At 64.3% G+C, this 12618-nt stretch carries 14 protein-coding genes; 5 read left to right on the top strand and 9 right to left on the bottom strand.

Features of this window, described 5'->3' with window-relative positions; genetic code table 11:
• The first annotated feature begins 1 nt into the window (after position 1).
• A complete protein-coding gene (locus ACEWFR_RS04675) occupies positions 2-1165 on the top strand; it encodes a plastocyanin/azurin family copper-binding protein (RefSeq protein WP_374059930.1) in 1164 nt (387 codons plus the stop codon).
• Positions 1166-1532: 367 nt separating this feature from the next.
• Here the strand turns inward: ACEWFR_RS04675 and ACEWFR_RS04670 are convergent, their stop codons facing one another.
• On the bottom strand, positions 1533-1952 hold the full coding sequence (locus ACEWFR_RS04670) for a heme-binding protein (RefSeq protein ID WP_374059929.1): 420 nt from the start codon (positions 1950-1952) through the stop codon (positions 1533-1535).
• A 200-nt stretch (positions 1953-2152) separates the two neighbouring features.
• Between ACEWFR_RS04670 and ACEWFR_RS04665 the strand changes: the two genes are divergently transcribed.
• Complete coding sequence (locus ACEWFR_RS04665) at positions 2153-3313, top strand: glutathione-independent formaldehyde dehydrogenase (RefSeq protein ID WP_374060057.1); 1161 nt, start codon at positions 2153-2155, stop codon at positions 3311-3313.
• 44 nt (positions 3314-3357) lie between these two features.
• Here ACEWFR_RS04665 and ACEWFR_RS04660 read toward each other — a convergent pair whose 3' ends face one another.
• Positions 3358-3519 (bottom strand): hypothetical protein, encoded by a 162-nt coding sequence (locus ACEWFR_RS04660; RefSeq protein WP_374059928.1) that lies wholly within the window; start codon positions 3517-3519, stop codon positions 3358-3360.
• Positions 3520-3682: 163 nt separating this feature from the next.
• Here ACEWFR_RS04660 and ACEWFR_RS04655 point away from each other — a divergent pair, with 163 nt between their 5' ends.
• Entirely contained in the window at positions 3683-3841 is a 159-nt protein-coding gene (locus ACEWFR_RS04655; protein ID WP_374059927.1) for a hypothetical protein, read from the top strand.
• Positions 3842-3855: 14 nt separating this feature from the next.
• Here ACEWFR_RS04655 and ACEWFR_RS04650 read toward each other — a convergent pair whose 3' ends face one another.
• From ACEWFR_RS04650 to lrpA1, 5 genes are all read right to left on the bottom strand, one after another.
• The gene (locus tag ACEWFR_RS04650; protein ID WP_374059926.1) at positions 3856-4980 is read right to left on the bottom strand and encodes a GTP-binding protein; all 1125 of its coding nucleotides are present in this window, start codon (positions 4978-4980) and stop codon (positions 3856-3858) included.
• Positions 4981-5176: 196 nt separating this feature from the next.
• Positions 5177-6076, bottom strand: a complete 900-nt coding sequence (locus ACEWFR_RS04645) for a DMT family transporter (protein ID WP_374059925.1) — start codon at positions 6074-6076, stop codon at positions 5177-5179.
• Between the two features lie 51 nt (positions 6077-6127).
• Positions 6128-6733: a nitrous oxide reductase accessory protein NosL gene (locus tag ACEWFR_RS04640; RefSeq protein ID WP_374059924.1), complete on the bottom strand. Its 606-nt coding sequence runs from the start codon at positions 6731-6733 to the stop codon at positions 6128-6130.
• Between the two features lie 88 nt (positions 6734-6821).
• Complete coding sequence (locus ACEWFR_RS04635) at positions 6822-7301, bottom strand: SRPBCC family protein (protein WP_374059923.1); 480 nt, start codon at positions 7299-7301, stop codon at positions 6822-6824.
• Between the two features lie 78 nt (positions 7302-7379).
• The gene (gene lrpA1, locus ACEWFR_RS04630; protein WP_226041049.1) at positions 7380-7808 is read right to left on the bottom strand and encodes an HTH-type transcriptional regulator LrpA1; all 429 of its coding nucleotides are present in this window, start codon (positions 7806-7808) and stop codon (positions 7380-7382) included.
• A 155-nt stretch (positions 7809-7963) separates the two neighbouring features.
• On the opposite strand from lrpA1, the gene ACEWFR_RS04625 reads away from it, so the two are divergent.
• Entirely contained in the window at positions 7964-8278 is a 315-nt protein-coding gene (locus tag ACEWFR_RS04625) for a hypothetical protein (protein ID WP_374059922.1), read from the top strand.
• Positions 8279-8353: 75 nt separating this feature from the next.
• Complete coding sequence (locus tag ACEWFR_RS04620) at positions 8354-9511, top strand: outer membrane lipoprotein carrier protein LolA (protein WP_374059921.1); 1158 nt, start codon at positions 8354-8356, stop codon at positions 9509-9511.
• 100 nt (positions 9512-9611) lie between these two features.
• Here ACEWFR_RS04620 and ACEWFR_RS04615 read toward each other — a convergent pair whose 3' ends face one another.
• On the bottom strand, positions 9612-10547 hold the full coding sequence (locus tag ACEWFR_RS04615; protein WP_098724109.1) for a thiamine pyrophosphate-dependent enzyme: 936 nt from the start codon (positions 10545-10547) through the stop codon (positions 9612-9614).
• A 2-nt stretch (positions 10548-10549) separates the two neighbouring features.
• On the bottom strand, positions 10550-12454 hold the full coding sequence (locus ACEWFR_RS04610; protein WP_374059920.1) for a 2-oxoacid:acceptor oxidoreductase subunit alpha: 1905 nt from the start codon (positions 12452-12454) through the stop codon (positions 10550-10552).
• Positions 12455-12618: the final 164 nt, after the last annotated feature.

Below are 12618 nucleotides of genomic sequence, written 5' to 3'. Positions count from 1 at the left end.
CATGACGAACGAACAACGCTCACGCGTGGACGTTTCCCGTCGCGGCGTGCTGAAGGGAACGGCGACGATCGCCGGAGCGGCGGCGACCGCGGGTCGCGCAGGTGCGTATCGCGACCTCGATGTCACGTTGCCCGCTACCCAGAACGACGGCGAGGGCCGCACCTTTCAGTTACTCGGGATCGTCGGCGGCTGGATGGGGATCGCACCCCACGACGTCGACGCCGTCTCGAACCCGACGCTGCGATTGATCGAAGGCGAACAGCACGAAATCATCTGGACGAACGGCGACGGCGCGACCCACAACTTCAACATCACCAGCGGCAGCGCCGTCGGCGACAACGGCGAGGTGCTGGAAGCGACGGAGACGCTGACCGAACAGGGAGCGACCACCTCCCTCGAGTTCACTCCGCAGGAGGAGATGGAGGAGTACTTCTGTCAGCCGCATCCAGCCCAGATGCGCGGTCCGGTCGAACTGATCAGCCCTGACGAGGTCCGCGAGCTGGTGGTCCACGTCGAGGACGAGAACGGCGAGCCACTCGGCGCGGAGGTGCTCGTCGGCGACCGACACTCGTTCTCGAACATCGCCGCTCGGCCGACCCCGCCCGAGGAGACGTCGGACGAGCAGGCGATGGCTCGCTTCGACCTGCTCGAGGACGGCGAGTACGATATCGAGATCTGGACCTACGGCCACGAACGGATCACGGATACGGTGACGATCGATGGCAGCGACAGAGAGCTCGTCGCGACGCTATCACCCATCGAACCCGGCGAGCCGACCGAGACCTACTCGATGCGACTCGAGGAGGGCCAGTGGGTCGGCCAATCGCCCGACTCGATCGCCGACGAGACGAACCCGACGCTCGAACTTGAGGCGGGTGAAACCTACGCGGTCGAGTGGGAGAACGCGATCGGCCGCCACCAGCCGGAAGGGGAAAACAGACACTACGAACCCCTCCCCGGCCACAACTTCGCGATCGCAAGCAACGGTGAGACGAACCAGTGGGACACGTACGTCCGGTCGGACTTCACCGCCGACGAAGGCGCGACCCAGAGCGTCGAGTTCGTCGCCAAAGAAGAGATGGCCATCTATCTCGACCAGTCGCAACTCGATGCGCTCGGTGAAATCACCGTCAGCGGAGGGGACGGCGAAACAACCGGCGACTGAAACCGTTCCGCCGTTCGGCGATCATTTTTCTTCGGTGTGGTCCCGTTTCAGTCAGACCGTTCGATACGGATTCCAAGACTGTCGGGGCTGTCGCTCCGTCCGAATCGATGGAACTGACGCGGATCACACCGCTCGGACCGCATCATGCGACCGCGAATGAACACTTCAACGGTAGTCGGTCGGCCGCGATGCTCCAACGGTGGTCGGTCGGCCGCGATGAGGCGGCTCGACGGGAGTACCGGATCCTCGATCGAGTAGCCTCGGAGGCTGTCTAGGGGTCTGGAGCGTCACCAGCGAAGCCAACTCTGCCCGATTTCGGCGCGATAGTCCGGCCAGATACGGATGGACGAACACTCGTGGCGAGACGTTACGAAGAGAGTTCGTCGAATCTGTCGACGCCGGATTCCGCGACGTCCATGTCCTGCTCGACCGCTCCCCCGCTCACGCCGATCGACCCGACGACGTCACCGTCTCGAAGCAATGGGTAGCCGCCGCCGAAGATGACCATCCGGCCCTGGTTGGTGTTCTGCAGGCCGTACAGCGATTCGCCCGGACGGGTCGGGTCGGCCAGTTCGTCCGTCGGCATATCCAGGGCGGCCGCCGTGTAGGCCTTGTTCCGCGAAATGTCGACCGACGCGAGCCACGCGCCGTCCATCCGGTGTTGAGCGATGAGGTTTCCCTCGGAGTTCGCGACCGTTATCACCATTGGATTGTCGATCTCGTCGGCTCGCTGTTCGGCCGCGTCGATGACCTCCTTCGCTGTCTCGAGGCGTATTGTCTCTACCATGCGGGTTTCTCTCACACCCTAGAGCGCTATAAACACCCTCTATGAAAAAATTCATATATCTTGTATACTCACCTGTACTTTCCACTTAATGTAGCCATTTACACTCAGATAATGTGGTATTTATGTGTAATGGTAGTGTTCGCACGAACATTTACAACGGAGCTTGTGGTCCGTTCACCGGGGCTTGATAGCAAATGTCAATGGACGCCGTCGTCTACCAGGGACCGCACGACGTGGCCGTCGAAGCGGTTGACGAACCCGAGATCGAACACGAAAACGACATCATCGTCGATATCACGACCACGTGTATCTGTGGCTCGGACCTCCACATGTACGAGGGACGAACCGCGGCAGACCCGGGGATCGTCTTCGGTCACGAGAACATGGGGAACGTGATCGAGACCGGCGACGCCGTCACGTCGCTCGAGGAGGGCGACCGGGTCGTGATGCCGTTCAACGTGGCCTGCGGGTTCTGTCGGAACTGTGAGAACGGCTATACCGGATTCTGTACCAACGTCAACCCCGGCTTCGCCGGCGGTGCGTACGGATACGTCGCAATGGGACCGTACAAGGGCGGCCAGGCCGAGAAACTCCGGGTACCCTACGCCGACTTCAACGCGCTGAAGCTACCGGCGGGTGACGAACACGAGGACTCCTTCGCACTCCTCGCGGACATCTTCCCGACGGGGTGGCACGGCACCCGGCTCGCGAACCTCAAACCCGGCGAGTCGATCGCGATCTTCGGAGCCGGCCCCGTCGGCCTGATGGCCGCCTACAGCGCGAAGATTCAGGGAGCCTCCGAGATTTACGTCGTCGACCGCGTCGAGAGCCGCCTCGAGCTGGCCGAGGACCACTGCGACGCTCGCGCGATCAACTTCGAGGAGAGCGATCCCGTCGAACAGATCAAAGATTTGCACGGCGGGGGCGTCGACAACGGCGTCGATGCGGTGGGCTATCAGGCGATCGACCCCGAGACGGATCCGACCGACGACGCGTACGATCCGGCCCGCGAAAACCCTGCGGTCGTGCTCAACCAGCTCATCCAGACCGTGCGCCCGACCGGGGAACTCGGTATTCCGGGACTGTACGTCCCGTCGGACCCCGGTGCGCCCGACGAGATGGCGGCGCAGGGCCGTCTCGGCATCGACTTCGGGAAGCTCTTCGAGAAGGGACTGAAGCTGGGCACCGGCCAGTGTAACGTCAAGGAGTACAACCGGGAGCTTCGAGACATGATCATCGAGGGACGAGCCGATCCCAGCTGGGTCGTCTCCCACCGTGTCGACCTCGAGCGCGCGCCGGAGATGTACGAGAAGTTCGACGAACGCGAGGAAGGCGTCACCAAGGTCCTGCTCGAGCCCTAGCTGTTCCGGCCGGGCAGGATTTCGATCCGTCGGCAAAACCGACGTTAGCTCCGCAGCCACGCTGTCGGGTGTTCGTCGCGAAGGTGATCCTGATACCGTTTGATCAGCTCCGGATAGGATCCCGCAGCCTCGCGCCACTCGCAGCGATCGCACTCCCGTTCGACCCTGTCGGTCGCGCTACTGACGTAACCGCCCCGTCGGTTCATGCTCACCGTCGCGTTCTCACGTCGGCATAATCCTTCTGGTCCGACCGACGACCACCCGCGTTCGGTACCGCCGGGAGTTCGCTCCGCGCCTGCGATCGACTCGAGTGAGAGCGGCCGCTCGACCGGCAAAACTGGTATGGCAACGAACGACGTAGCCGATAGTATGTGCCAGTACTGCAGCTACTCCCTGCACGACGGCTGGACGCGGCTGCTCGAGTACGACGATATCTATCAGGACGCCCGTCCCGACCGGCCGACGGATCAGTCGATGCACGGCTTTCACGAATCCTGGGCGGAACTCAGTGACCAACTGGAGTCGTAGGGACGGCGTAACAGCTACAGCGGGAACGGATCGGCCGCGGCTTCCGTCCCGTCAGTCAGCTCCGTCTCGTCGCCGTCGATGACGCACGCCTCGAGGTCCTCGCGGATTCGCTCCTCGTTCATTTCTCGACCGATGAACACCAGTTGCGTCCGACGGTCGTCGTCCGGCCGCCACTCGCCGATCGGACCGGCCCTGACCGACGGCCCAGCCTGACTGACGCCGATCACCTCCTCGCGGTTCGCGACGTGACAGACGCCCTTTGCGCGGACGATCGCTCCGTCCCAGTCCTCGAGCCAGGCCGCGAGTCGCTCCGGGTGGAACGGTCGGTCGGACCGGAAGACGAACGAGGAGACGCCGTGGCGCTCGGCGGCGCGTCGCGCCTCGTCATGATCGTGCGCCTCGTGATCGTGGCCCTCCCCGCGCAGGTGACGTTTCCACCCCTGGGAGCGCTTCGCCGTCTCGAAGTCGAAGCGACCGGTGTCGAGAATGAGAGCCGGGTCCACCTCGCAGTGGGTCGTTCGGAGCCGTTTCGCCCGCGGCTGGAGGGTCTCGACGACCGATTCGATCTCCTCGAGGACGCCGTCGGGAACCATATCGGCCTTGTTGAGAAGCAGGACGTCGCAGAACTCGACTCCCTCGACGAGGACCTCGCTCAGGGGTCGGTCCTCGTCGGGCTGGGCGTCCTCCGGTAGCTGGGCCCCCGCGTCGAACTCCTTCCAGAAGCCGTACGTGTCGAGGACGGTCACCATCGTGTCCAGCCGAAAGAGGGTCGTCGGGTCCACGTTGCTGGCGTCCGTCCCCTCCGTGAACACCTGTGCAACGGGAATCGGTTCGCTGATCCCCGACGACTCGACCAGCAGGTAGTCGAACGCTCGGCTCTCCGCCAGTTGCGCTGCTTCCTCGAGGAGATCACCCTGTAACCGACAGCAGATACAGCCGTTCGAGAGGTCTACGATTCCCTCGTCGTCGTTCTCTCGTGCGATCAGCTTCGCGTCGACGTTCACCTCTCCCATGTCGTTGACGATCACCGCCACCCGTCGGCCGCCCGGATTCGACAGCACGTGATTGATCAGCGTCGTCTTTCCCGCACCGAGATAGCCGCTGACGACGGTGACTGGGGTCGTGACATCTTGTGACATGGTGTATCGGGCATCACGAGCGGAACGCTACTAAGGAACCGGGCGGTTCGCGCCGACAGTCTCGAGTGTGAGACTGTTCGTCGTCGGCCGGGACGCGCTCACGAAACGCTTTCGGCCTCGAAACCGCCCCTTCGCCGAATTCGTTACTGACCCCCTCTCGGACGATTCGAAAGACGCCGTTTCGCAGCCGAATTCGTCAGTCCGCCGTCCCGTGCCCTCGTTCCCGCTCGAGCGTCGTCACGAAGACCCCGGCGATCACGACGACGCCGCCGACGACCGTGATCGCATCGGGGACCTCCGCGAGTAAGACGAGCGCGAGCAGCGTCGCACCCACGGGCTCGCCGAGCCAGGCGACGCTGACGACGACCGACTCGAGGTGCTCGAGGACCCAGTTGCTCACCGTGTGGCCGAAGACGCCGGGCCCGACAGCAAGCCCGAGAAAGAGCAGCCACTCGCGAGCGGGGTAGCCGACGTACGAGTGGCCCTGCACATGGACGAGAACGAACAGGCTCACCGCGCAGGCCCCGTAGACGACTGTCACGTAGGGGAGGAGCGAAACGCGCTGGCGAATCGAGCGGCCGGCGAGCACGTAGCCGGCGACCGTCACCGCCCCCAGCAGCGCGAGCGCGTTGCCGTACGTCGTCGCCCCGGAGAGGGCCGCACGCCCGCCCTCCAGCGACATCGCGGCGGCCCCCACGATCGCGACAACGATACCGAGCACCGTCTCGCGGGAGATCCGTTCGCCGAGGAGGAGGCCCGCACCGAGCGCAACGAAGATCGGCTGGCTCTGGACGAGCGTGACGCTCGCGGCGACGCTGGTGTGCTCGAGGCTCTCGAACCAGGCCGCGAAGTGGACGGCCAGTGCAACGCCGGCGACGATGGCACCCGCGAGATCGCGCCGCGACAGTCGAGCGAAGGCTGCACGGTGGCGGATACCGGCGAGGGGTGCAACCAGCGCCGTCGTAAAGAGGACGCGGTAGAAGGCCGCGACCGAACTCGGGGCCGCGCTCCAGCGAACCAGAATCGCGCTGGTGCTCGTCGCGAACACCGCGACGGCGAGCGCGACCGCCGGCGTGACCTCGAGATCGACGTTCACGTCGTGTCCACTCGTCTCTTGGCGCAAACGAGTACCGAAATGATCGAGTCGTTACTCGTCGGGGAGCTGGCTCTCGCGATAGATCACCGCGATTTCCATGTCGACGTCCTCGAGGCCGACGATGATATCCTCCTCGGGTGTCAGGTCCTCCGCCTCCCACTCCTCGAGGAAGGCGACGGCGTCCTCGCGCTCGGCGTAGGGACGCGGATCGATCCCCATCGGGTCCTCGGCGGCCTCCTTGTCAGTGATGAGCACGAAGTGCGCCGCGGTCGCGTCGATGAGATCCCGGGTCTCGTAATCGGTCGTCCAGGCAGCCGCGATCGGCGAGTCGGGCGTCGACGACACCGTGTAGGCGAACAGACAGCCCGGCGAGTCGAAGACGGCTGCCTTCCCGTTTTCGTGGACGAGTTGCCCCGTTCCGAAGTACTTCTTCGCCGGCATTCCGCAGACCGCACAGCGCTCTCCGTCGGCGAAGTCGAACGGGCCGTCGCCGTCGAACTCGATTTCCATCGACGGCTCGTACACCTGCGCCTCGGAGTCATCGTTCCCGTCGCTTTCGGAACCGTCGTCGCCGAGACAGCCCCCGACGCACGCGGCCACGCCCACCCCGAGCGCGCCCAGCAGCCGCCGTCGCTCGAGTCCGTCCCGTTGAGTCATACCCCCAGTACGGAACCACCGATCAAAACCGACGTGGTTCGGGCATCGAATCCGACCGCATCGTCTCCGGTGACTGCGAGCGTGGCCCTCACTCGAGTTGCGCTTTCGCCAGTCGGTGGCGGGCCCGAAACATGGCTTCGAATCCCGGCTTCGAGACCGGTCCGACCGCGTCGCCGAGGCGACCGAACGGCAACTCGTAGTCGACTCGGTCCCGGATGACGGTCCGATCCCCGTCGGCGAAGAAGCTGTGCGTGTGCTCCCACCGATCGAACGGGCCGTGGACCATCTCGTCGCGGAAGTACGCCGAACCCTCGTCTCGCTCGCGGTCCGTGATCACCGAGGTCCAGTGCTGTCGCGGCCCCGCCCCGAACGGGCGCATTGAAAGTGCGACTTCCGAACCGGGCTCGAGCACGTTCGGATCCGGCTCGCCGTCGGGGCCGATCACGCGCTCGACGCGCAGATCCAGCCAGTCCGGCGTCACCGCCTCGAGGCCGGACACCTGTGAGTGAAACGCCCAAACGTCATCAAATGGCGAGTCGACAGTCGTTTCGCGTTCGTACGTCGGCATCGCTCGTGCGTCCTACGACGGCCAGCGGGAAAACGTTCGTCCCACGAACGGCGACGGCGGAGACGAGAGTCGAGCGACCTACTTCAACCGTTCCTGCAGGAACGAGGGATGCGCCGCGGTGACGCCGTCGATCTCGAGCAGTTCCTCGGAGATAATCTCGCCCAGCGAGTCGCCATCCTCGGCGCGCACTTCCGCCATCAGCATATGGTCCCCACTGGAGCTGTACAGCGCCTCGACCTCCTCGAGGTCCTTGATCGCCTGCGTCGCCTCGACGTAGCGTTCACTCGCGACGTCGAGCCCGACCAGGGCAATCGTCTGGCTCGAGAGTTTCTTCGGGTCGATGTCGGCCGAGTAGCCGATGATGACGCCGTCTTCCTCGAGTTGGTTGATATACTTCCGCACCGTCGGTTTCGAGACGTTCGCCCGGTCGGCGATCTCAGCGTAGGACGCCTGTGCGTCCTCTTCGAGAACCTCGAGGATACGATCTTCCGTCGCCTGAGTACTCATGGCCGTATGTTTTGCTCCGGCGGAAAAATATCTTTTGTATACGAAAACGACGGATATCCGAACGGAAGACGATGCGACGGCGGTTCCGACGGTTATCTACACGGGCACGTAACCGCCGGACTTATTCGCCCGCTGGCCGCAGGTTCGCTATCGATATGGTCGAACCGAATCTCGTCAGCGGTGCCGTCTGGGTCGTCTGCGGGCTCGCGATTCTCGGTCTCGGTTCGCTCATCGCGTTTCGTGGACGGGTGGACCTACACGCGAACTACGACGAGTCGGTCGACCCCGCACACGTCGCTCGCTGGGCCGGCGGGACGGCGCTGCTCATGGGGATTCTCGTCGTCGCCTACGGCGTTCGCGAGATGCGGTACGGATTCCAGCCCAGCCTGCTCGCCGGCCTGGTCGTTGCTCTGCTCGTTCTGAGCTACCTCTCGAAGCTCTTCGCTGGCGGCTTCGGTGCCGGTGAGTAGTCGACGGTAGTCGACTCGCTCCCGCCGTTGAACGGACCGATGCGTTAAAGAGACACGACAGGTGAAGTACAGAACATGTCCGTCGGTAATAGCGACATCCGGTCTGCGCTCCCCGTGCTGGCGCTGATACTGGTTTCCTTGACGGCTGGATGCGCCGCCCTTCCGAGTTCCGGTCCGACACCGGCGGACGTCGAGCAAGAGATTACCGCGGCCGACCCGCCCGACGAGGTCTCCGCGACGGTCGACGTCCGTCGGACGATCGACGGCGAAACGACCCGGTACACCGAGGACGTCTGGCTCCACGCAGACGGTCGGAGCCGCGTCGAAACGAGCGCCGACGGTACCGAGACCGTCGTCGTCGACGACGGCGACGGTCGCTGGCACTACGATGTCGCCTCCGAGTGGGCGACTCGCCTCGAGACCGACCCGAACGCGACGTCCTCCCTCGAGGGGATTTACGCACAGCAAGAACGGTACCTCGAGGCCTACGAGATCACGGGCGTCGAGGAGACGACGGTCGACGGCCGGGACACTTACCGCGTCACGTTCGATCCGCCGACCAACGAGACGATCGAGCGCTCGATCAGCGTCCTTATCGAGGACACCGAGTACGTCCTGCCGCTGGCGACCAGCGAGGGAGAAACCGCTCAGCGCGGCGCTGATCACGTCGAGGTCTGGTACGACCGGGAGACGCTGTTCCCGGTCAAACACACGATCGAGGGCGACGGCGTGACGCTGGAGCGAACCTATCGGAACCTCGAGATCGACGGCGGGATCGACGACGAGCGCTTCGCGTTTGATCCACAATCCGCGACGAGAAACGAGACGATCACGCTCCCGTCGATCAACTCCTACGAGACCGTCGACGCGGCCGACGAAGCAGTCCCGTTCGGTGTCGCCGAGCCGCCCGCGGACGCGCTGCCAGACGGGCTCGAACTCGACTCGATTACGGGCTATGAGTTCCACGGCGAGAACCGGACACAGGTGTCGCTCCAGTACCGGACGCCGGGCGACGAAACGGTATCGGTCGTCACGAGCGACGGCCCGCGGCGGTTCGCAGTCGGCGGTGACGCGGTCGCGATCGGGCGCGTCACGGGAACGATCGCCGAAACGGATCAGGGGACGGAGCTACAGTGGTCGTGTGGCGAGCGCTATCACTCGGTGTTCGCCAGTCACGCGTTCGACGACGGGACGGCGCTCCGGGTCGGGCAGTCGCTCGAAACCGGCTGTTAGCCGACTGAACGTCCTGCAAAACGGGACTGCGACTGACAGTCGGTACCGAGACGGCCTCCGACTGTCGGGCTATGGGAGCGGACCGCAATTCGGTGTGCGCTCAGGTGTGGCGCTCGAGCAGATCGTAGCTGCGCTCCCACTCGGCGTCTTCGTCGAAGTAGCGCTCGGCGAGGGGCTGGTCGGGGAGTTCGCCGACGGCCGACTTCTCTTCCTGGTAGGACGGCCGGTCTTCGTCGACGTAGTAGCGACCGGTCAGGACGGTGCCCTCGTTGAGGACGTCCTCGGTCTCGTGCATCATCTCGGCGGCCTCGCGTCGGTCGGTGATGTCGTGGTCGTAGTCCTCGGACTCCTGGATGTCGATGTAGGGGACGTACTGGCGAGCGTCCTTGTTCCAGGTCGGACACTGTGTCAGGAAGTCGACGTGGGCGAAGCCGTCGTGTTCGATGGCTTCCGCGATGATCTCCTTGGCCTGATTCGGGTTGACCGCAGCGGTGCGGGCGACGTAGCTCGCACCGGCGGTCAGCGACAGTGACAGCGGCCGGATCGGCGTCTTCGCGCTGCCCGAAGGCTGGGTCTTGGACTTGTGACCCTTCGGGCTCGTGGGCGAGGTCTGGCCCTTCGTCAGGCCGAAGATCTCGTTGTTGAACACGATATAGGTCATATCGTGGTTCTCCCGGGCCGTGTGGATGAAGTGGTTGCCGCCGATCCCATAGCCGTCGCCGTCACCGCCCGCCGCGATGACCTCGAGGTCGGTGTTCGCCAGCTTCGCGGCGCGAGCCACGGGCAGCGAACGGCCGTGGATCGTGTGGAAGCCGTAGGTGTCAAGATAACTGCTCAGTTTGCCCGAACAGCCGATCCCGGTGACCGTCAGCACCTCTTCGGGCGTCTTGCCGACTTCCGGCAGCGCCTGTTTCAGCGACTTCAGGACGCCGAAGTCGCCACAGCCTGGACACCAGGTCGGCTGGGGTTCGACGCCGGGGGTGAACTCCTCCCGGTCGATCTCTCGTTCCTCTCCGATTGCGTTGAATGCACTCATGGTTAGTCACCTGCCGCCGGTTCGATTCGTACCTGTGCGGTCGGTTCGCGGTCGTCGTCAGCGAGATTGACTTCGTAGCCCTCGACGATTTCGGCGGGCTCGAAGGGGTTGCCGTTGTACTTCAGCAGACTGGTCATCTTCTCGCCGAAGCGGCCCAGTTCCTTCTGGATCAGCCCGCGGAACTGCGCGGTGGCGTTCATCTCGACGACCATCGCCTCGTCGACGCTCTCGAGGAACTCCGTGACTTCGGCCTCGGGGAACGGCATCATGTCGGAGACGCTGACCCCCTTGACGGAGTGGCCGCTCTCGTTGAGCCGGTCGACCGCCTCGTTGACGGCACCGTGGGACGAGCCCCACGTGATGATGCCGTAGTCGGCCGTCTCGTCGCCGAAGTACGTCTGGTTGGAGTCGTGTTCCTCGTCGAGTTCCTCCCGGATGGTCTCGAGTTTCTCGATGCGCCGCGTCATCTGCGCGACGCGGTTGTCGGGATCCTCGCTAATGTGGCCCACTGGCGAGTGCTCGTTCCCGGTCGCGAGGTAGCGCCCGTCCTTCTGGCCAGGCAGCGACCGCGGGGCGACGTTGCTCTCGGTGTCCTCGTAGTTGAAGCGCTTGAACTTGCCGCTCGCGTCGTGGGCGGCTTCCGAGAGCTCGTCTTCGGTCAGCGTCGATCCCAGATCCGGCTGGGGCTCGCGGTCGAAGAACTCGACGTCGACGTTCTTGTTCTCGCCGGAGAGCTTCTGATCGTAGATGACGATCGCCGGAAGCTGGTAGTCCCACGCGATCTCGAACGCGAGTCTGGTCTGTTCGTAGGCCTCCTCGATGTTGCTCGGTGCGAAGACGACTCGCGAGGAGTCGCCCTGGCTCGTGTAGAGGACGAACTCGAGGTCGCCCTGCTCGGGCTTCGTCGGCATCCCGGTCGAGGGACCGGCCCGCATCGACTCGACGAGGACGAGCGGCGTCTCGGTCATCTCCGCCAGACCGAGCGGTTCGCTCATAAGCGCGAAGCCGCCGCCGGAGGAACCGGACATGGCCTTCGCGCCCGCGTGGCTCGCACCGAGTGCGAGCGCCGCGGCGGCGATCTCGTCTTCGACCTGTTCGGAGACGCCGCCCATGTCGGGGAAGTTCTGGGCGAGGATCGTGAACACGTCCGTCCACGGCGTCATCGGGTAGCCGGCGATGAATCGACAGCCGGCGTCGATCGCGCCGTAGGCGATCGCGTTCGAGCCCGACAGGAGCGCCTGCTCGGTCTCGTGAGAGCCCTCGGGTGCGCGAAGGTCGTGCTCGAACTCGTACTCCTCGTTGATCGTGTCGTAGGCCTCGTGGAGAATCTCGAGGTTCGCCTCGAGAACGTCGCCGCCCATGGCGTCGGACATCAGGTTCTCGATGTGCTCGAGATCCATGTCGAGCAGCGCCGCCGTGACGCCGACGCCGGCGGTGTTGCGCATGACTTCGCGGCCGTGTTCGCGTGCGAGCGACCGGAGGTCCATCGGGAAGACGTGCCAGTTGTTCTCCTCGGCGCGGGCCTCGAGATCGATCGCCTCGACGTCCTCCTCGCTGATGAGGCCCTCGTCGTAGACGATGATCCCGCCCTCGCGGAGGTCGTCTAAGTTCTCCGAGAGGGGTTTGATCTCCTCGTTTCCGTAGTAGGCCTCCTCCTGCGGGTTGCGGGCGAACGAGTCCCCCAGCGAGAGCAGGAAGTTGTAGCCGTCGCCGCGTGACTGTACCTCGCGGTCTGCGGCCCGAATTTCGACGTACGTGTGGCCACCGCGGATCCGCGACGGATAGTGGCGGTGGGTGAATACGTCGAGCCCCGAGCGCATCAGCGCCTTGGCAAAGTTCTGGCTCGTCGAGTCGATCCCGTCTCCGGAACCGCCCGCGATTCGCCAGATGAGTTCGTCGCTGCTCATATGTGGATCAGTGGCCTGTGGGCCAACCGTACTCGGAATTCGCACTACCGAACCTAAAGACTTTGCTATAGATTACCAAGGAACTTTCGTGAAGAATGGACATCCATTGAAGAATATGTGTGAAAGACCATTACTTTTGTCGCGAGGTCCGGCCATGATTGTTC

It is taken from the genome of Natrinema sp. H-ect4, assembly GCF_041894845.1.
Classification (GTDB): Archaea; Halobacteriota; Halobacteria; order Halobacteriales; family Natrialbaceae; genus Natrinema.
This window is presented reverse-complemented; position numbering and strand designations above follow the sequence as displayed.